Origin of the sequence: Vibrio sp. 10N.261.45.E2, assembly GCF_002875705.1 — a bacterium.
GTDB lineage: Bacteria > Pseudomonadota > Gammaproteobacteria > Enterobacterales > Vibrionaceae > Vibrio.
In genome coordinates this window covers 14,086-35,010 of sequence record NZ_MCZZ01000135.1, presented here as the reverse complement: position 1 = coordinate 35,010, position 20,925 = coordinate 14,086, and the positions used below count along the sequence as shown (strand labels likewise).

The 20,925-nt window shown below is 43.4% G+C and carries 20 protein-coding genes; 13 read left to right on the top strand and 7 right to left on the bottom strand.

Annotation, left to right across the window (positions count from 1 at the left end; translation table 11 throughout):
* The 3 genes from BCT34_RS16215 to BCT34_RS16205 form a co-directional block, all read right to left on the bottom strand.
* Positions 1–327, bottom strand: a complete 327-nt coding sequence (locus tag BCT34_RS16215) for a DUF3302 domain-containing protein (protein WP_076651349.1) — start codon at positions 325–327, stop codon at positions 1–3.
* A 91-nt stretch (positions 328–418) separates the two neighbouring features.
* Positions 419–1,243, bottom strand: a complete 825-nt coding sequence (locus BCT34_RS16210) for an SDR family NAD(P)-dependent oxidoreductase (protein WP_076651348.1) — start codon at positions 1,241–1,243, stop codon at positions 419–421.
* A gap of 142 nt (positions 1,244–1,385) precedes the next feature.
* Entirely contained in the window at positions 1,386–2,165 is a 780-nt protein-coding gene (locus tag BCT34_RS16205; RefSeq protein WP_076651347.1) for a LuxR C-terminal-related transcriptional regulator, read from the bottom strand.
* A 239-nt stretch (positions 2,166–2,404) separates the two neighbouring features.
* On the opposite strand from BCT34_RS16205, the gene BCT34_RS16200 reads away from it, so the two are divergent.
* From BCT34_RS16200 to BCT34_RS24470, 13 genes are all read left to right on the top strand, one after another.
* Positions 2,405–3,220 (top strand): SDR family NAD(P)-dependent oxidoreductase, encoded by an 816-nt coding sequence (locus BCT34_RS16200; protein WP_083702764.1) that lies wholly within the window; start codon positions 2,405–2,407, stop codon positions 3,218–3,220.
* Between the two features lie 241 nt (positions 3,221–3,461).
* Complete coding sequence (locus tag BCT34_RS16195; RefSeq protein WP_241902830.1) at positions 3,462–4,982, top strand: arylsulfatase; 1,521 nt, start codon at positions 3,462–3,464, stop codon at positions 4,980–4,982.
* A 150-nt stretch (positions 4,983–5,132) separates the two neighbouring features.
* Positions 5,133–6,425, top strand: a complete 1,293-nt coding sequence (locus tag BCT34_RS16190; RefSeq protein WP_076651344.1) for an anaerobic sulfatase maturase — start codon at positions 5,133–5,135, stop codon at positions 6,423–6,425.
* Between the two features lie 12 nt (positions 6,426–6,437).
* Entirely contained in the window at positions 6,438–6,974 is a 537-nt protein-coding gene (locus BCT34_RS16185; protein WP_076651343.1) for a hypothetical protein, read from the top strand.
* A complete protein-coding gene (locus BCT34_RS16180) occupies positions 6,971–8,017 on the top strand; it encodes a hypothetical protein (RefSeq protein ID WP_076651342.1) in 1,047 nt (348 codons plus the stop codon). Before BCT34_RS16185 ends, BCT34_RS16180 begins: the two co-directional genes overlap by 4 nt.
* 61 nt (positions 8,018–8,078) lie before the next feature.
* A complete protein-coding gene (locus tag BCT34_RS16175) occupies positions 8,079–9,119 on the top strand; it encodes a MoxR family ATPase (protein WP_076651341.1) in 1,041 nt (346 codons plus the stop codon).
* A gap of 12 nt (positions 9,120–9,131) precedes the next feature.
* Entirely contained in the window at positions 9,132–10,076 is a 945-nt protein-coding gene (locus BCT34_RS16170; RefSeq protein WP_076651340.1) for a DUF58 domain-containing protein, read from the top strand.
* Complete coding sequence (locus BCT34_RS16165; RefSeq protein WP_076651339.1) at positions 10,066–10,590, top strand: DUF4381 domain-containing protein; 525 nt, start codon at positions 10,066–10,068, stop codon at positions 10,588–10,590. Before BCT34_RS16170 ends, BCT34_RS16165 begins: the two co-directional genes overlap by 11 nt.
* Positions 10,583–11,638 (top strand): VWA domain-containing protein, encoded by a 1,056-nt coding sequence (locus BCT34_RS16160; RefSeq protein WP_076651338.1) that lies wholly within the window; start codon positions 10,583–10,585, stop codon positions 11,636–11,638. The genes BCT34_RS16165 and BCT34_RS16160 overlap by 8 nt, the downstream gene beginning before the upstream one ends.
* A complete protein-coding gene (locus BCT34_RS16155; protein WP_076651337.1) occupies positions 11,635–13,230 on the top strand; it encodes a VWA domain-containing protein in 1,596 nt (531 codons plus the stop codon). Before BCT34_RS16160 ends, BCT34_RS16155 begins: the two co-directional genes overlap by 4 nt.
* A complete protein-coding gene (locus BCT34_RS16150; RefSeq protein WP_076651336.1) occupies positions 13,217–14,536 on the top strand; it encodes a BatD family protein in 1,320 nt (439 codons plus the stop codon). Before BCT34_RS16155 ends, BCT34_RS16150 begins: the two co-directional genes overlap by 14 nt.
* Before the next feature lie 226 nt (positions 14,537–14,762).
* Positions 14,763–15,488: a Crp/Fnr family transcriptional regulator gene (locus BCT34_RS16145; RefSeq protein ID WP_076651335.1), complete on the top strand. Its 726-nt coding sequence runs from the start codon at positions 14,763–14,765 to the stop codon at positions 15,486–15,488.
* A 145-nt stretch (positions 15,489–15,633) separates the two neighbouring features.
* Positions 15,634–15,792, top strand: coding sequence for a hypothetical protein (locus tag BCT34_RS24470; protein ID WP_165690285.1), 159 nt, complete (start codon positions 15,634–15,636; stop codon positions 15,790–15,792).
* Positions 15,793–15,879: 87 nt separating this feature from the next.
* Here the strand turns inward: BCT34_RS24470 and BCT34_RS16140 are convergent, their stop codons facing one another.
* From BCT34_RS16140 to BCT34_RS16120, 4 genes are all read right to left on the bottom strand, one after another.
* Positions 15,880–16,545: a DUF2057 family protein gene (locus BCT34_RS16140; protein WP_076651366.1), complete on the bottom strand. Its 666-nt coding sequence runs from the start codon at positions 16,543–16,545 to the stop codon at positions 15,880–15,882.
* 372 nt (positions 16,546–16,917) lie between these two features.
* The gene (locus tag BCT34_RS16130) at positions 16,918–17,346 is read right to left on the bottom strand and encodes a hypothetical protein (RefSeq protein ID WP_076654747.1); all 429 of its coding nucleotides are present in this window, start codon (positions 17,344–17,346) and stop codon (positions 16,918–16,920) included.
* Positions 17,347–17,359: 13 nt separating this feature from the next.
* Positions 17,360–19,762 (bottom strand): ATP-binding protein, encoded by a 2,403-nt coding sequence (locus BCT34_RS16125; RefSeq protein WP_076654748.1) that lies wholly within the window; start codon positions 19,760–19,762, stop codon positions 17,360–17,362.
* Complete coding sequence (locus BCT34_RS16120; protein ID WP_076654749.1) at positions 19,755–20,849, bottom strand: cytochrome c peroxidase; 1,095 nt, start codon at positions 20,847–20,849, stop codon at positions 19,755–19,757. Before BCT34_RS16120 ends, BCT34_RS16125 begins: the two co-directional genes overlap by 8 nt.
* Between the last annotated feature and the right edge of the window lie 76 nt (positions 20,850–20,925).

The window sequence follows — 20,925 nt, the reverse complement described above, 5'->3', positions numbered from 1 at the left end:
TTAACACTCGCTCTTGTTGGTTTTTATTTGAGATTTAAGCTCTGCAACTTCTGCTTTCAGTTGTTCGAGTTGTTTAGCGTTTTCTTCTGCATGGGCGCTGACACCCCAACCAACATCTGGTTTGTACAGCGTTGCCCATATCCAAAGAAATGGCCATATGGCATGTAGAGTAAACAAGCTCACCCAACCTGCAACATGAATAGCGTCTTGGTGAGGATGATTACGTTTGTGTGCAATTTCATAAGGAATGTCATGAATTACGATAATGCCGTAAAACAGGGTGAGGAATACAAAAAACACTAAAAATAAAGCAAAGTATTCAAGCATAAAGGTACCTTTTGATTGGGGTTAACTAACCAATTAACTGACTGGCTGACTGGCTGACTGGCTGATTGATTAAGCAAATGACTTAATGAATTTAACGGCTGATTCTGTGGATTAGATTTAGAAACATACGACCCATCGCACGTTCACCTAAAACGGATTGCGCGCACCACATTAAACGAGCATCCCAAGTGCTGCGGTAACTCAGTTTTGGGTTCGCTGCCATGCCGGCTTTTATCATGGTTTTCACGGTGGATTCTGGCGACCCCCCATTGCGATATGCTTGGTCTAGGAAACGATGCGACTTTTTCACTAGAGGTTCGTATTCAGGTAGCGTGTTGCTATCTAACATGTCACTCAATTGGATTGCATCGAATTCTGTCTGTACACAACCGGGTTCGATAGTAATGATTTTAATATTAAAATCAGCGACTTCTTGTGCGAGCCCTTTGGCTAACCCATTGAGTGCGTGCTTACTGGCCGAGTACCAAGAGTTCATACTTGTTGAGACGCGACCTGCAATTGATGTGGTGAAGATTATGCGTCCGCCCCCTTGCTGACGCATGATGGGTAATGCGGCGCGAGCAACGCGAGCGGCTCCAAATAAATTGGTATCAAGCTGCTGTTTTGCTTTCTCGATCGAAGTATCTTCGACGGGGCCTGCAATCGCGTATCCCGCATTGGAATAGACGATATCAACACCTGATTGCTCATCCATCATGGTGTCAAACATAGCTTGTATGTCGTTTTCATTTCGTACATCAACAGCGAATGTTTTTGCCCCTTTTTCAGCAAGAGGTTGCAGCCTATCAATACGACGAGCCGCGCAATAGACGATGTGATTTTGTGCAAGTAGTAACTCTACAAGTTTGAAGCCAATACCTGATGAGGCGCCAAGGACCAGTATTCTTTTTTGCATCTTATGCCTACCATTCGTGTTGGTTAAAGCTGGATGCAAAGGATGTTATTCGAGTGTTTTAAGGGAGGGTAGAGTAAATTTACTGAGTTTTAAAAAGGTGCTGCAGAGAGCACCTTCAGAGAAAAGTAGGATAAGCGAGCGTTTATCCATCAATACCTAGGCCGTTTCTGAGCGCAAATTGAACTAATTCGGTATGACTTTCTAGTTCAAGAAGATCCATCATCCGATACTTATGCGATTCAACTGTTCTTGGGCTTAAGAATAATTTTTTAGCACACTGCTTTGCTGTGAGGCCTTGCGCCAAAAAAGTTAATACGGTGCACTGTTTCTTACTTAACCTGAGCAATTTCTCGTTTTCATCAAAGAGCTTATCTGTTCCGTGGCTCAGACTGCGCGTAACGGTGGAGTGTTGCCAGTAAACAAGCCAAGTGTCACAAAGTAGTTTAAGTCTTTTTAGCTGTTGTTGGGTCATTTCTGGTTCATCATTGCTGAATCGGGCAAACGCTAACGCACCCCATGTTTGACCAAACAGTTCTAAATGTACGATGCCGTGCCAACGAGCACCCTCATCGTAGAGTGCCCTTAGTGGTTCAATCTTTGAGTTTTTGAGACTTTCACAATCGAAGATTTGATATTCCTGTTTAGAGCGAAGCAATTTGAGGTAATCAATGTAGTTACCGAGCAAAAATTTTTGTTTATCTAGTTTTGGAATATGTTCGCGTGAAACAGAGATGGTCTTGCCGTCATTCAACAATATCATGGAGTTAGGGAATAGAGTAATTCTGTCTAACTTAAACCACTCAATACCGTCTAATGCTAATTCAAGAAACTTCATGTTGAAATTTTTTGGCTGGCAAGAGGTCATTGCTGCTATTTGTGAATGAAGAAATTCTTCATAACTTAGATGGTTGATATTTCTCATTATAAGCTCGTCTCATGGCCTGATTGATTAAGATAACTTGCCAGTCAGAAAGGTGTCAATTTTTTCTTAGAAAATACCAGTATTCATTCTAAATGCAGTATTTTTTACCGTATAAGTCCGAGCGATATCGCCATAATATTGTTGCATACCTGCATTCGAAGTATTCAGGTTAGACCTTTATTAGAAAAATATTTGGTTATTTGAATGACAAATAACCAAATATTTTTAGTCGGAGAGCGATGATGAAAAGCGTTATGAATAAAACCGTTTTGGTAACAGGCGGTGCAATGGGTATGGGTAAGGCGTATGTTGATCGAGCCGTTAAAGATGGTGCTAAACATGTGGTTATTTGGGATCTAAACGAAGCTGCGATGGAAAAAGTTAAGGATGAATTCAAAGACAGTAAAACGTCTATTCATACTTTTGTGTTGAATGTTACCGACACTGACCTTATCTATGAAACAGCACAAATTGTATTGGATGAAATCGGTCCCGTTCACCTGTTAATCAATAATGCTGGTATTGTATTCTCCGATGATTTTATTAACCATCAGCCTCAGAATATTGACCTTTCAATGCAAATCAACAGCATTGCGCCAATGCACATCACTCGCGCATTTTTGCCAGCAATGGCCGAAGAGTCTGACTGTCATATTGTGAATATTTCGTCTGGTGCGGGTTATATGTATTGCCCTAAAATTGCGGTTTACTGCAGCAGTAAGTGGGCAGTGATTGGGTGGTCAAACTCATTACGAGTTGAGCTAGCAGAATCCCTACCTCACATTAATGTCACAACGGTTAACCCTGGTCATATTAACACTGGGATGTTTGATGGCGCACACTCTAAATTAATGCCTGCGATCTCAACTGATGAAATGGTCAATGCAGTTTGGAATGGTATTAAGAAAAACAAAATCTGCGTTGCTCGCCCTCGTATGGTTGGTTTAATTCCTCTTATACGTGGTCTCATTGGATTTAAAGGTTACGACTGGCTTTCAAGAGTCAGCGGAACGAATGACTTTATGGCCGGCCATAACGATCAAAGAAAAAAATGATCAGATTATTCGCTTAATTAAACCAGTGATATTGCTGCTTCACATTTTTAATTAATCGAACATCGATAACGCTTTTTTAAAATTTGTTTGTTATTCAGTAATTGTACTGATTCACTTTTTTGTTTTATCTAAAATAATGGTTAGTGAAATCAATACTTCTATTAAAAATAAGGTTTGACTCATGTTTAATAAGAAAACATTCTTGCAATTGGCTGTAGGTGCGGCGTTGGCTGCTACCTCAATGGCTAGCTTTGCGACAACGGATACTGCTCGCCCTAACATCCTCGCTATTTGGGGTGATGATATCGGTATCGATAACATTTCTGCTTATACTCGCGGACAAGCAGGCCACTGGACACCAAACATCGACCGTATCGCGAACGAAGGTGTATTGTTCACTGACTTCTACGGTGAGAACTCTTGTACGGCTGGTCGTTCAGCATTTATCACTGGCCAACACCCTATGCGTACAGGCTTAACGAAAGTTGGTATGCCAGGCGCAGCTGAAGGTATGCGACCAGAAGATCCAACTATCGCGACGATGCTTAAAGAGCAAGGTTACATGACAGGTCAGTTTGGTAAGAACCACCTTGGTGACCGCGATGAGCACCTACCTACTGCTAACGGTTTTGATGAGTTCATGGGTAGCCTTTACCATTTGAACGCGGAAGAAGAGCCTGAGCATCCAGATTACCCGAAAAATCCAGCGTTTAAGAAGCGTTTTGGCCCTCGTGGTGTTATCCATTCATACGCTGACGGCCGCATTGAAGATACGGGTGCCCTAACGATTAAGCGTATGGAAACCGTTGATGAAGAGTTCCTTGAAGGCGCACTCGATTTCATCGATCGCGCACACAAAGAGAAAAAGCCTTTCTTTGTATGGTTCAACTCAACACGTATGCACGTTTGGACTCACCTGAAAGAAGAGTCTAAAGGCATCTCTAAACGTGGCGGCCTATACGGTGACGGCATGGTTGAGCACGATAACATGGTTGGTCAACTGCTAGACAAACTTGATGAGCTAAAAATCGCAGATAACACGATCGTGTCTTACACCACCGATAACGGTGCAGAGAAATGGTCTTGGCCTGATGGTGCAACATCACGTTACTACGGAGAGAAGAACTCTACGTGGGAAGGTGGCTTCCGTGTACCAGCAATGGTACGTTGGCCGAACAAGATCCCAGCGGGCACTGTTGCGAACGAAATCGCAGCACATAATGACTGGGCTCCGACCTACCTAGCAGCCGCTGGCGCAAAGAACATCAAAGAAGAGTTGAAAAAGGGCACGAAGCTTAACGGCAAAGAGTACAAGGTTCACCTAGATGGTTACAACCTAATGCCTGCTCTTAAAGAAGGTAAGAACACAACAGCTGACAGTAACCCTAATTGGCCACGTAAAGGCTTTGTATACGCAGCAGACGATGGTCACATCTCTGCAGTACGTATGGGTGATTGGAAGTTGATGTTCACTGTGAATGAGTGTCACGGTATTAAAACTTGGCAGTGCCAGTTTAATGAACTGCGTTTCCCATACATCTTTAACTTACGTCAAGACCCGTATGAGAATGCACACAAAGATGGTGTAGGCTATGCACAATGGCAAGTTGAGCACTTACCATACATGTACATGGGCGCAGCATACACGTTCCAATTCTTGCAATCTTTCCAAGAGTTCCCACCTCGTCAAGTACCAGGTTCGTTCTCTATCGATAAGATTGTAGACAAGATGCAAATCTGGCAACGCGCTCAATACCAATAATTCATTTGTCGGGAATGGATTATCAAGAGGCAAGCATTCGCTTGCCTCTTTTTTTTCTTTAAATAGACCAGACTTATAAGCAGTATTTATACTGATTACTCAAAACCGTTCTCTGCATACCATAAATATAAATCAAAGAGGGGAACCCTAATGAGTATCCAGCTAAGTAGTTATCAACCGAACATGCCATCTAAGCGCATGAATATCATGACTAAGCCTATTGGATCGGCGTGCAATATTGATTGCACATATTGTTACTACTTAAGCAAGGAAGAGCTTCTTGGCCACGAAATGGGATGTGGCAGTCGTATGTCTGAAGAGATGTTAGAGACTTACATCAGGTCCTACATTGAACAACAAAATCATCGAGAGATCGTTTTCCATTGGCAAGGTGGTGAACCGACTCTGCTTGGTGTTAATTATTTCCGCGATGTGGTACGCCTTCAAAAGAAATATTGCCCGAAAGGCGTGAAGATTGAAAACAACCTTCAGACCAACGGCACATTGTTGAATGATGAATGGGGCAAGTTCTTAAGCAAAAACAACTTCATGGTTGGTTTAAGTATTGATGGACCTGAGATGATTCACAATGCTTATCGCACCAACCGCTCTGGGCGAGGCACGTTTAAGCAAACCATGAAGGGTGTCGATATTCTGCATAAGCATAAGGTTAACTTTGCCACGTTGACGTGTGTAAATAACCTGACTGGTTCAAACCCTCTTGACGTTTACCGTTTCCTACGAGATGAGATTGGCTCACCTCAAATGCAGTTCATCCCAATCGTTGAACCTAAGTCATTCCGAGAGACAGCTCCACAAAAGTGGTCAGAAGAAGAGGTTATTTTCCAAGGCATGCCTGAAACTGAGCCTAGCCACCCGAACTCGATTGTTGAGTCTTGGTGTGTATCTGATCACCAATGGGGTGAGTTTCTCTGTACTATTTTCGATGAGTGGCTAGAGAACGATATCGGTAAAGTGAATGTGCCGTATTTTGAATCTTGCGTTGAAACTTGGATGGGCCGTGTGAACCCGCTTTGTACACTGGCTCCTATGTGCGGAAAAGGTTTAGCTATTGAACACAATGGGGATGTGTTTGCTTGTGACCATTACGTTTACCCTGAATATAAACTTGGCAATATCAATGATGCCAAGCTTGAAGATATGCAATTTTCACAAGGCCAAGAAGAGTTTGGCCGAGCAAAAGAATCAACGTTACCTAAACAGTGTCGCGAGTGTACTTATCAATTCGCTTGTTTTGGAGAGTGCCCAAAAAATCGCTTCATCAAAACCCTCGATGGTGAAACAGGCTTGAATTATTTGTGTGCGGGATGGAAGCGATTCTTTTCACATATTGACCCCTACATCTCGATGGTTGTTGCCACTATGGGTTACCCGGTAAACAAAGGCATCAATAGCGATGCCATGAAGATCAAATTCAAATAGAGGCATGACGTAATGAAACTAAAAACTGCTGTGTTACTCGCCGCTGCACTGTTTAGCCAAGTGGCTATCGCTCAAGTCAAAGAGGTGTTACCGACAGATACTCTATTTAATCAAGCATCGATAAAAGCGGTGATTGATATGGCTTTTCATACCAAAAGTGAACGGTATACTGAATTTGCTACGCTTTTTAATCTTTGTCAAAAGCTGCCTAAAAACCCTCAATGTGGTGAAAAATACGACGCAAAACGTACGAATTATGAAGTGGCGAAAGCGAATTATGACGTAATGTTAATGACGAATGATCCTCAATTTATCACTTTGATGATGCCTCCGATTAACTATGAAGAGTTGGTTTCTGGCTTAAAAACGTTGGGTTACTTGAGCAGTGAACTGGAAGAGGTTGAGCATGCACAAACACTCGATGCTTTGAATGAATGGCTGCTCCTCCATAGCTTTGCAAAAACAGACGAGATCTATTTTATGCATGCGCTCATGGTGAGAGCTGAAGAGCTGTCTCAACAGCTTCAGGTGGAGCGTTATACACAATGAAATTTCGTATAATCAATGGGTCAGCCGTGTTGCTGATTCTTGTTGGAACGCTATTTACCTTTTATTCTTGTTTCTCGCTGGCAGCGAGTGTTCAGCCTTTAGGTAATGCAAGCGCAGATAATGCAAGCGTAAGCCAAGTGGTCACTGTTGCTGAACAGCGTGAGTTGTTACTCGCGGAATATTCTCAAAATGAAGCTTTGCCTTTAGCGCAACGCGCGGCTGCGACCGTTAATTTGGGTTTGTATTATGGCCCGAATTCGGTCATTGCGGTCGCTAGAGCATCACGTTCAGAACATCCGCAAATGCGTTTGGCTGCAATACAAGCGGCAGAGCAGTGGCAGGGTAAAGCAAAGTGGGATGTTGTCTCTCCAATGCTAGATGATGTTGACCTTGAGGTTGAAGCTCAGGCTGTCCGAACCTTGATCGAACTTTGGCCACAGCTTTCAGGAGAGTATCTTGACCGTCTAGAGCCAGCAGTGGATAGGCACTTAGCTTTGTTGCCCAATGATCTTGATGGAGATATGGAGCGCGCATGGATCTATACCATTAAAGGTGACTTTGAACAGGCCGAGCTGATCTACTTGAATCTGTTTGATCATCATAAAGAGCCGAGAGTCGCTATTGCTTACGCAGAATATTTGAAAAGTATAAATGACGATAAACAAGCTCAACGTATTTTAAAGCAGGCACTCGTAGAGTATCCACAAGAAGCTTCTCTACACCATAGCCTTGGCCTATCTTACTTACGAACCAAGGAAAGATTGAATGCGTTGCGTCGTCTCAGAAATGCGTATGAATTGGATCGTAACAACGGTTCTTATGGATATGCTTATGCGACTTTGGTTCGAGATAGTAATGCTGAAACCGCAATCAAAGTCTATCAAGACATCTATCAGGATCACGCTCAACCGGCTTATCTATACGCATTGTGCGACACATTATTGATTGCCGGGGAAAATGCCACTAAGTGCCTAGCTGAGCTCGATTCTGTCGCACCTCAAGATGTTGTATCAAACCTAAAAAAACTCTATCTGTCCAATTAAATCAATGCTGATACCTACTGAGGCACTACAGCTTATTTAGATAGTATTACAAGGTAACGTTATGTCTACAAATACTCGTGAAGCCATTCGTCAGTTAATTGAACAGACGAACCAATCCATTATCGGCCAAGCTCATGTCACTCAATCGATGATGATTGCATTGCTGACGGGAGGACACATTTTATTGGAGGGCCTTCCGGGTACGGCGAAAACTCGCGCCGCTAAAATATTGTCTGAACGGTTAAACCTCGCTTTTAGCCGTGTGCAATTCACGCCCGATTTGCTTCCTTCAGATGTCACGGGCACGCAGATCTATCATCAAGAACAGGCGAAGTTGACGTTCCAAGCTGGACCCATTTTTAGCTCTATGGTGTTGGCTGATGAAATCAATAGAGCACCCGCCAAGGTTCAGGCCGCACTTTTAGAAGCGATGGCTGAAGGTACTGTGACGGTTGCCGGTGAAACGATGTCGCTACCAGAGCCGTTTTTAGTCATCGCAACGCAGAATCCAATTGAACAGGAAGGTACCTATCCGCTACCAGAAGCGCAGATGGATCGTTTCATGATGAAGGTAAATGTTGATTATCCAGATCGAGAATCTGAAATGTTAATCATTGACTTGGTTCGCCAAGAAGAACTTGGAACCATCAATGGCGAAGAGAAAGAAACGACAGACCCAGAAAGTGATACGGATGCGCGAGAACAATATGAATATGAACCGCTACACGCGGCATTTAAAGGCTGTGCTCAGCATATCGCTGATGGGAAGGAAGCAGTAAAACGAATCCATACCTCGCAACCCATCAAGCAATACATTGTTGATCTTGTTATGGCAACTCGCTTCCCCCATTTGTACCCGGATTCAAATTTAGAACAGTGGATTGATGTTGGCGTCAGTCCTCGCGCATCGATCGCTTTGGACAAATGTAGCCGCGCTCATGCATGGCTCGGAGGGCGTGATTATGTGACTCCTGATGATGTGAGAACGGTCGTGGTTTCGGTATTAGGTCACCGTATTACTCCAAGCTTCGATGCCTTATCGAATTCGGTGAGTGCCGAGCAAATCGTTGATGAGCTGTTGCTCAATGTGCCTCTTTCTTAGGAAGTGTTGGTTATGAATCCCTTCGATGACGCAAGAGTCGTTAGCTCGTTTGAATCTCTGATGGCGATGAAATTGAAATCGACAGGTTTCTCTTTGCCGCCAATGACTAAAAGTCGTTCTCGACAAGCGGGTAACCATTTATCTCGTTACCGTGGTCGAGGGCTTAACTTTGAAGAGTTTCGTCATTATCAAATGGGAGACGACATTCGCAGCATCGACTGGAATGTGACACAACGAATGCGCGAGCCCTATGTTCGAGTTCAAAGTGAAGAGAAAGACCTTCCTGTGATCTTGCTTATCGATCAGCGCAGTAGCATGTTTTTTTCTTCGGTCGACACAATGAAATCGGTAGTGGCAGCTCAGGTCGCTGCTTGCTGCGCTTGGAAAGTTTCAAAAGACGGAGACCGTATAGGCGCGTTGATCTTCTCAGACGATCAGCAGCACTGGTATAAACCGCAGCGTCACCCGGCTCATGTTTCTCGAATTATCCAGTCTTTGGCATCGGCGAATCAAGCTCTGTCTCATCCAAATGAAAAGGGAAAAAGCCTTGTACGCTCGGGGTTATCGGATGCTCTGACAAAGCTGATTAAGCAAAAGCTGAAAGGCTGTTTGATTGTGATGATAAGTGATTTTAATGACGTGACAGAACATGATGTTCAGCAGATAAAATGGCTTAAGCAGCATAATGATTTGATGGGCGTTGCGGTGAATGATGCTATGGAATTTGAGCTTCAATTCTCTCAGCCAATCCATATCAGTGACGGTGAGTGGCAGCTCTTGGCTGATACTTCGTTAAACCAGAAACTTCATCGATACAACCAAATGACACAACAAGGATATCAAGACTTACATCAGCTGATGAGCGCTGGTGGCATTGATGTTGTTAGGTTAGACACCTCAGGTCAGCACATTGCTGATTTTGTCAAAAAAATGAGTGGGGGCTACCGTGTCAGATAATCGAGTGTTACTCAAAGGTTTCATCGATCCTGTGGCGGATATTGACGTCAGTTGGGTTCCATCGACGGTTGGTTGGAAAGTCGTCTTTGTTTTGATCTTGGTGTGGGGGGCTTGGAAGTCGTTCCGCCTTTTTTATTCCTACAAAGCGAACAAATATCGTCGCGTAGCGGTAAAAGCAATCAGTAGAAGTAAACAAGACGCCATTGATAAACAAGAAACCGGTGATAAACAAGACTTACAACAAGAACTACGCAGAATCAACAGCGTGCTGAAACAGGTGGCTTGTTGCTCCTATCCGAAGAGCAAGGTTGCGATGCTCAGTGGTGATGAATGGAGCGAGTTTCTCACTGTTTCTTCTCCGACTCCCATTTTTAATCACGCACTATTAAGCCAGTGGCAAAATGATATTTACAAGGCCTCATCGGATTATGACTGGACTGATAGAGAATTAAGCGAGATACGAACAAGTTCTGTTGTCTGGATAAAAATTCATACGAGGGTTTCAAATGATTGAATTTGAATATCTTTGGGTCTTCTTGTTACTGCCATTGCCGATTTTGGTTTACCTTTTTACCCCAAGTCATCAAGTTCCACAAGTTGCACTCAAAGTGCCTTTTTTTGATGCACTGATATCAAGCTTAGGGCTGAGTGCAGATAAAGGTTCGAATCAACTAAAAGCGGGTATTTGGCAACGTTCTTCTGTGCTTCTCGGATGGTTATTGGTGGTCTCTGCCGCAGCAAAACCCGTTTGGTTAGGCCCAGAGGAGACCCGAGAATTGGCCGGGCGGGATGTGATGATCGTTCTGGATCTATCTGGGTCTATGGCAACGGATGATTTCTCTAATCGCGCGGGTGAGCAAGTGACGCGTTTAGCGGCTTCAAAAACGGTATTGAATACGTTCAGCCAAAAAAGAGAAGGGGATCGGTTAGGTCTCATCGTGTTCGGAGATTCGGCTTTTTTGCAATCACCTTTCACCGTTGATCATTCGGCATGGCTTGCGCTACTTGATGAAACTGAACCCGCGATGGCCGGGCAAAGTACCCATTTGGGCGATGCGATCGGCTTAGGTATCAAAAGCTTTCTGTCAGAGAAGCGACCGGAAGAAAATCGACAACAACCTGATCTCGATAACGTTGAACTGTTTAATCGTAATCATCTGATGATTGTACTCACGGATGGCAATGATACAGACAGTTTAGTACCGCCGATTGATGCCGCGAAAGTGGCCGCTGCACACAACATTAAGATTCACCTCGTTGCGATGGGTAGCCCGAATACTTCGGGTGAGCAAGCGATTGATATGGATGTGATTGATACAGTTGCTAAGTTGACAGGGGGGCGGAGCTTTTTAGCGATGTCGCCTACGGAGCTAGACAAAGTATACGACACGATAAATGAGCTTGAACCAAGTGTATTTGAAAGTTACCGCTACCAACCTAAGCAAAGCCTTCATTATGCGCCCTTGCTCATCGCATTTGTTTATCACCTGTTATTCATGATAGTTCGCACCATCTTGAATCTTTACACCAAGTCATCGGCTGATAATGTGGAACAAATATGATAGGAAACTTCCATTTTTTGCGACCTGAATGGCTATTGCTCATTGTGCCATTGTTCGCTGTATTACTGAACAATTGGCGTCGGGGCCAGAAGCGACATTCATGGGTCACGCACCTACCGAAGCACTTGTCTGATGCGTTGCGAGTGGGTGAGTCGTCTCGGATTAAGCATCTTCCTATTCTGTTGCTGGGTGTCATTGGAATCATCTCGGTTGTGGTAGCCGCAGGGCCAAGTTGGTATCGACAATCGTCGCCTTCTGCTGAAGACACTACGCCTTTAGTCGTTGTGCTGGATGTCTCTGAGTCAATGTTACAAAAGGATGTAGCGCCAAGTCGTCTGTTTAGAGCGAAACAAAAAATAGCGGAGCTTATCGATCTGCAAGGCAAAGGGAAAACGGCTTTGGTCGTTTACTCGGGTACTGCGCACTTAGCGATGCCTTTGACGCAAGATATTGCGGTGTTTAAGCCTCTATTGGAGGCCATTCAACCCGAAGTCATGCCAAGAGAAGGTAAGTTTGCTGAATATACTTTGCCTGTTATCAGTAAACTGATATCTGAAACCGACAATGCGACGGTATTGTTGGTGACCGATGCCGTTAATCAACTGGCTTACCGTGAGTACCAAGGTTATTTCGAGGAGAAAGGTTATCAACTGCTGATTTATGGCATCGGTAATCAAGATGTTCCATCCCCGTTACCGATGGAAGTTGAGAATTTATCGAAGTTAGCCAGCTCTGTGTATGGCGACTTCGTTGCTTTTACTCAAGATGACCAAGATATACAAGACTTAAGTGGGCAGATCACGTCTTTTGCTGAGCTTTCAGCAGACCAAGCTGAGCCTTGGTTTGATGCAGGTTACCCTTTGGTTTGGTTGGTTTTGGTGCCTTATTTACTGTGGTTTAGAAAAGGTTGGTTGGTTCAATGGTGCTTCGTTGCATCGGTATTTTATAGTGCTGTTTACAGTCCGAACTTGTATGCCGCCGAGTTTTCGTTGGCCGATATTTGGCTAACAAAAGATCAGCAGGGTGCTTTGTATTATCAAGACCAAGAATACCAACAAGCGGCACAAGTCTTTGAAAATGAGTATTGGAAAGCAACGGCTTACTATCAAGCTGGAGAATATGAAGTTGCACAACAATTCTACATGCGCAGTGACACCCTACAGAGTCAATTAGGTGCGGCGGCTTCGTTGGCGAATCAAAAAGAGTTTGTTGCGGCAAGGTCATTGTATCGAGAGATCTTGGAGCAATCCCCCGACAATTCAGAAGCACTTCATAACTTAAAGATTGTTGAAGATGTGATTGCTTATATTGATAGTTTTACCAAGGAACAATCGAAGAGCAATGAACGCGAGGTGAGCCGAGAAAATGGTGATAAGCCGAAGCGGTCTGATGGTGTTGAACAACAAGTTGAAAAAGATCAAGTGATTCAAGAGGTCTTATCCGCTGAACAAATTTTGAGTGATCCAGGTGCCAACGAAAAATGGATGAAGCGAGTTCAGAGTGACCTATCGAGTTTTATCTCAACCAAGTTTGCATTGCAGTATCAACAAGGGGTAGCTAACCAAACGGAGTGGAAAGATGCAGTTAAGTAGAAAGATGCAACTAACCAGTTTATTTCAGCTTTTGTGTTTGGTTATTGGCTTAACGAGTCATTCTGCTTTCAGCCAGCCCTCAGCCCCAAGCCAAGAAACGGTTTATAACGAGCAGTTAGCCTCACTCTATGAGCAAGACAATGTGAAACTTAATGCTTGGCTGAGTCATGCCAGTTCGGACATTGCCGTGCATGAGCAGGTTACTCTTAATATCGAAGTGATGACTGATACATGGTTTACCAAAGGTACCAAGGTACACCGCGTCGAAGTGGATAATGCAGTCGTGTTGCCGATTAGCTCGTTTGCCGTCAATTCTACAGTGCGTATTGATGGGAAGGTTTACTCCAGCCAGCTTTGGGAGATCGTGCTTTACCCTTTACAGAGTGGAGAGTATCAAATCCCTCCTGTTGCGCTTGAGATTGGCGTAAAGCTGGGCAGCAACAGCGTTGAAGGACTGGTGATGACAAAGGCCTTGTCTTTCAATGCTCATAAGCCTTCTACCAATATGACGTCTGATCAGAAATGGTTAACAGGTACTGAAGCTAGGCTAAAAGAAAAGTGGACGCTTGTCTCTCAAAATGAAAGTTCACAGGGTTTGGAGGAACAGCTCAGTGTAGGCGACGCGATCACTCGTGAAATTACGTTATCTGCACATGACACCATCAGTGCACTTTTGCCGGAAATCACAACACTTCCTGATACCTTAACGAGTCAATTTTTGGTATACCCTGAGTCAACTCAGTTTCGAGATGATGAGCAAAGGGGGGTACGTCAGGCTCAAAGAATAGAGAAAGTGACTTATATAGTGAACAAAGCGGGGCGAGTTACGCTTCCTGCTGTTAGAGTGTTTTGGTGGGATTCAACGTCGCAACAACAAAAGACTCTTGTTTTACAAGAGAGAAGTTGGGAAGTATCGCATACATTTTCTTCTTTTGTTGAGCTGTACAAGGGGTTGCTAGTCTCGATAGTTGTCTTCATCACAGCACTGGCTTTGGTTGTAATCATCTTGTATCGATATGTGCAAACTCATCGAAACAACAGGTGGGTGACATTAACCCAGGCGATATACCAGAGAGATATGCTGTTATATGAACAGGCGGTTTACCTAATATTGCTTAAGCACTTTCAATCCAAAGTATTAGCGCAAGATGGAAAAACGTTTGATGAATTGAATGTGATTTGGCGAAGATATCAACAAAACACGGCACTTCATCCATTGACCGAAGAGAAACACCCCCGCATATTTTTGATTAAAGTGTTAATAAAACTGCTCATGTCTGTTCAACCAAACCCTACGAAGTATTAGGGCGTGGATAAACGCGCCTACAGTAGCGCGATGCTACATAAGCTTAAATACAGGCGTATACGGAATACGTGAATTAACGAAGGTAAGTGAGCGATATCAGCAAAATCATTAGGTTACTTTTGTATGTCAGCATAAAAATTATCTAATATGTCTATTTGAATAGACTATATTTTAAAAGGTATCTGTCACATCTCGTGTTGGATTTTGAGAAAGGAGCGTATTACTGTTGTTAGACCCAACCATTGGTAATCAAATAGAGTGGCCATGTGATTTGCCACAAGAACTCATCGATAGCTTACTTGATATTGCCGTTTTTAAAGCGGGTATTCATCACCTCGAAATAACAAAAAAGTTTCAAAACTTACCTGGCGTTTTTTATATTTTAAGCGGTTCCGCAGGTATCTGTTTTTCTGCCGAAAATATGAAAAGCATATCTGGTGGTGTGATTGGAAGGGGAGATTGGATAGGCGCTTTGTCTATTCATGCAGACTATAACCTCTTTGCTGTAGCTGAGGAGATCGAACCTATCACTATGGTACTTTTTCCCGCAGAGAAGGTGTTAGAGTTGGCGGAAGAGCAATACGCAGTATTCAAGTGGTTGCTACATAGTGGTACCAAAGCTCAATCAATTTGGATGCAAGCGTACTTATCTTCGATTCATGAAAAAGAACAGAAAACCATTTACGTTTTGTTGGAACTTGCTGCACGGCAGAACAATATTGCAGGTGCAACCGTGAGTATCAATATCTCACAAACTCAATTGAGTTCGATTACAGGGATCTCGAGATCCAGATTGAATGAGGTGCTTAAAGGGATAGAGCAGCAGGGTTTGGTCGAGATACAAAGAGGGAAGGTTTTTATCACCGATGTAGAGGGTTTGTATGAGCGAATCTCACCAATGAATTTGATGATGCGCGACCCCGTTGCTGAGATCTCTAACAACATGATCTAACCTTTGGATGATAACGTTTTCAGTCACAAATAAATATCGCCAAAAAAATTATGCCCAGTGTTCTTTTTGGAACATACATCGCCAGAGAAGATCTATAACATTCATTCTATATTTATAAATTAGATTAAAACGGAATAGAATTGTTATGAAAATGGCTGTATTGGAATACAAAGTTTTGGGCCTTGGTGACTGGATTAAAACAAGGGTTTCAAGCCGTTGTGCATATTTACTGGCTGAAGAGTATACAGCGTTGGGATGGCCAACAAAAGTGGATGGCAAAGTGTTATCGACTGAGTCTGCTTAGCCTGTGTAATCCAAAATTATCTAGATGAAAACAAAAAGAAGCTGGCAATGTGCCAGCTTCTTGTGTTTTTAAAATAAGAAAACAGAGTTACTTGTTCACGTATTCTTTGAATTTCTGCTTGGTTTCAGCATCGGCTTTTTCATACCAGAAATACAACATTTCTTCAGCTGTATTCGCTGCATTACCATCAATTTTTGCTGGTAGTGTCACTGGTTGAGCAACGGCAGCGGTTGCGCCCACAGCCGTTCCTGTAGTTAAAGCTGCGATACCACCCGTACGGTTGTACTCTTTCGCTTCTTGAGGGTATTTACGGCCAATCTGCATACCATCTTTGGTCAGTTTGTCTTGTTTAACACTGATTGCATTTTGGTTCTCATCAACTAATTTCCAATCTAGGTTCTGAAAGCCTTTTTTCGCTTCGTTGACGTTACGGAACTTAGGCATGTCGAACGTCAATGTCGTGTCTGTTGCGTCAAAAGTAGCAATAATTGCGTGACTATCGACAAACTCGCGGTCGTTGCCTTGGCTAAAAGCAAGCTGATATTGGAAAACGATTTGGTTTACACCGTCTGGGACGGTTATCGTTTTGCTTGAAGAGAAAAAACCACCTTCAAGATCAGGTTTAGCCTCATTAACCGCTAAGACTTCTACTAGAGCATCAGCGCTAGAAGGAACTTCAATTTTTACGTCAGCTAACACTTGTGGTGCTGAGATAATTGTGGAAAGCAGGGCAATGGATTGTAATTTTTTCATAGTCATACAGTTGTTTAGGTGAGTCATTCTACACTCGCATGCATAAAGAAGTATTTCAAGTTACCTTGTCTCGATTTGGTAAAATTCACCGAAACTTAACCTAAGCCTAGGGCGTGTTGATCTTTCGAGCTGATTTTTGCAGCGAGTTGCTGGGTATTTATACAAGGCAGAGGCTTTGATGTGTAGCTAGCCTACATGAGAAGCCGATAACGTAGTAGAAATGACCAGCAAACACTGCCCGAAGGGTTCGGCTAAAAGCGTTTTACTCTTTGTTGAGGGAGATTTGCTTAGAATGACTAGGCTGCTTCTCCCTCGCCGCGATTAAAACGCTTTTATCTCGAACAAAATTTAACCGCGAAAGGTCAACACGCCCTAGTTCTTGAACGTGTTGATTGTATGGTTTTCACTCGGATGAGGGCGTGGACGAGGATTATCTTCTGTTGCCGCATTATTATCGCCACCCTCTGATACTTGAGGCGCTTTTAAAGATACGTATATAGGAACGATTGCTGAAATCCAAATGGCATAGATGGTAATCACGCGGTTAAAGGCGACGAACCAGGTCTCGCTGCCGGTTGCGGATAGGTAGTAACCGATTAGGGTAAGCAAGGTGCAGATGATAGCCCACATGACAGCCGACGTTGGTTCTTTTGTTGTTCCTGCGAGTAATACAATCGTAACGTAGGGAACGGCCATGGCTATGCCCAAAGGCACATGATAGTCGACCACAAAAATAATGGTTGCACCAAGTGCCAAGAACAAGTGTGGGCCGGTGCTAGGTAAGTTTAAATTCCATATCATGTGACACCTTCCTTTACCCCATTTTTCGCTGCTGGTGGAGTTTGTGTATTAATCGAGTAGCTTGGTGACTATTGACCATCAATCGATTAATAAGTTGTTGAAGCAATTCAGCCTCGGGCATGATGTGCTGCTCTGTGGTTTGCGCTGCAGAGATCGCAAGCTCAAGTACCTCATACATCTCGTGTTTAGATGCAATGGCGATAACGGCTTTTAAAGTCTTCGATAGATCATCGGGTTTATCATCCGAGAAGAGGGCTATTAGTTCATCAATTTCATTTTCTAATTCATTAACTAAGTTGTTTAAACACTTGAGCTTTTCATTACCTTCTAGCTTATCGCCTTCTAGCTTATTGTCTTCTAATAACGGACTACGAGATATTTCTTCTTCTGTAAGAGGCAGTTTGTTCTTAGGTGGACGAATCAGCATGGTGACATTGCTATTATTCGTGTCGGTTAATTGACGAGAATGAACAGATTGGTGTCGGTTAACCTCAAATTGATCATGAAACTCATTAATGGCGTTTTGTAAGCTGTTTTTCTGCAATGGCTTGGTGAGTACAAAGTCTGCCCCTGATACGATAAATTCATCGTGTGCTTCTTTGAATACATCGGCAGTACACGCAAAAATAACGGTAGTCAGCTTGAGTTCATTACGAATTTTTTTAATCGCTTCGATACCGCTCATGTTGGGCATATGATTGTCCATTATGATCAGGTCATAACGGTTTGACGCTAACTTATCCAAGGCCTGTAAACCATCGTAGGCGTTCTCAACCGTTAAGTTTATCGACTCACAGAACTTCCTAATCACCATCGCGTTGATTTTGTTGTCTTCAACTAACAATACTGAGAAATCATCGAAAGTGTCATTGGTTTTGGTTGGCGCTTGCTCGACCACTTGTTTTTCAAGCTCGTGCATTTCTAGAGGCAAAGAGATACTAAATTGAGTACCCAAACCAAGCTGACTGGACACCTTAATAGTTCCTCCCATCAGTTCGACTAATTGCTTAACAATAGACAGCCCCAATCCTGTGCCACCAAACTTGCGGGTTGTCGAGAGCTCAGCTTGTTCAAAGGCAGTGAATATATGATCGACTTTGTCTTCTGCAATGCCAATACCGGTGTCCGACACCAAGATCTTCACGCTTGGCGGTGTTGTGGGAGCAATCAAAAATTCCACTTCGACTTTGCCTGATTCGGTAAATTTGACCGCATTTCCTGCCAAGTTAAATAAGATTTGACGTGTACGCGCAGGATCTCCAATCAGCTGAATATTGGTTGGAATGTTGTCTTTAATGGTAAAAGCGAGGCCTTTGTCTGATGCGAGAGGCGTTAGCGTTTTATCAAGGTGTGTCACCACGTCGGTGACCGAAAATGGACTGTACTCGAGCTCCATTTTGCCTTGTTCGACCTTAGAAAAATCAAGAATGTCATTCAATATGGTGACTAGATGCTGTCCTGAATCAATAATGATTTGTGCTTGTTTGCGCGTGTCTGCACTTTGTGAGTCTTCTTTTATGATTTGGGCGATACCTAGCACGCCATTCATAGGAGTTCGTAATTCGTGGCTCATAGTTGCGAGGAACAATGACTTAGCTTCGCTGGCTTTTTCAGCTTTGTCTGCAGCTTCTTGATAAGAGAGGTTGTTTCTCTTGAGCTCGAAGACTCTGAAGATAAACATGGCGAACGAGAACACTAAAGTCAGCAACGCCAAAACGATAATAAGCTTAACGATGACACCTTTAAGTTGGTCTTGGAGATCAGTAAATTGATGTTCAATATGTTCTATGTACTCCATGCTATGTGCCGAAAGTACTTGAGATAGAAGCTGGCTTTGTTGTTGATTGAGCTCGGTAAACGTTTTGTAAAGGCTGGCCAACTCAGAGTTGACTTCAGAGTGTTGAATTTCGGTTCCCCCAACCAAGACACTGGCAAGCAGCTCGCTTTGTATATCAATGTTTGCGTTGTTTACCTCAGTACTAGTTGAACGACTGCCTGTGAGTTGTAGAGTTAGAGATTGCAAAATAAACTGGCGAGCCACACTTAACCCTACGAGGTTATCTAATGTGTCGACATTCGACATTGAAGCATCGTAAAAGCGCTCCAGTAATTGCGTTGTCGGTAAGTGACTAAAGAACGCAGAGTGGATATTTTTGCCTTGATAACTTTCTCTGAGCTGTTGTAACTCTCTTTCTAAAGCAACCAAATCTGCAGACATTTGATAAGGGTTGGAAATACCGGCAAGCACCGCATTGGTGATGTGATCACGCATTTCTAGAACTTCATGGCCTAACTCTCGAATGGGTTCCCCATATTTGGTGACCTTTTCATGCTCGGAGTAGGTCAACATGATAAAGCTAACTAGGCCGATGAACAGCGAGATAAACAGTAAAAATATGAGTCTGATCTTATTCATTTTCAAACTCCACTAACATTTGAGGGCGGTGACCGGTGAGAGTTTCGAGGAAGACTTTGATATCGTTAATGGTCTGTTTTTCAAACGTTTTACCGAGTTGGCTTTCCCCCATGATTTTGATCGCTTCTTCGAGAGTGGCGGTTTGACCATCATGAAAATAGGGTGCGGTGATTGCCACGTTTCTTAGGCTAGCAACGCGAAACAAGTGCTTGTCTTGTGGCTGAGCGGTAAACATGAAGCGACCTTGATCTTCACTGCGTTCAGAGCCTGTTTTCGATAACCCAAAATAACCAAATCGCATGACCATGCCTCCGCCAATATTGGTACCTTGGTGGCAACGAATGCAGCCTTCATCTTGGAAGGTTTTCCAGCCTCGTTCGGCCGTTTCAGAAAGAGCCTTACTGTCCCCCTGTAAATAACGGTCGAAAGGGGCGTTTGGTGTCGTTAAACCTTGCATAAATTCAATCAGCGCAGCCTTAATGGAAGCTTCGTCAATAGCTATTGATTGCTCTTTAAATAAGCTGATGTATGTATCCGATTGAGAGACGTAATCAGTAATATGCTGCCAGTTTGAATCCATTTCATCGACGTTGTGCACTGGGCCATCAATTTGATCACCGAGGTTATTTACCCGGCCATCCCAGAAAAACCGATAGTTAAAGACGGCATTAAAAACGGTGAGTGAATTTCTCATCCCCGCACCGTTTACGCCAATAGACACCGGAATCACCTCAGCGCCATTCGTTTGTAAGCTGTGACAGCTTTCGCAACTGACGCTTCGATTAGAGGATAGATTAGGATCTTTAAACAGTACCCAGCCGATTTTAGCAAGCTCATGATTTATCTCGGGAGAGTCTGGAATCGGAAAGATTAACTGATCTGAAAGTGCCGTCGGTTGAGTGTCTTGTGCATTTGTGTTTGAGTTGTGGGCTATTGAGTGAGAATCACCGTGGTCGCTTTCATGAGAGTGCTGTTTTGGGTGTTCAGATGAAGCGTGCATCTTTAAAGAGACGGCATCATAAACCAATAGGCTTATTGAAACGCAAATGACAGTTATACTTATTACTGCTAAATATGGCGTTTTCATAGCATTAGTTCCGTCTAAATAGATAATTTTGGCAAGTCAGAATCCCTCTGAAACCACCTTCATTTCACGTTTCAGT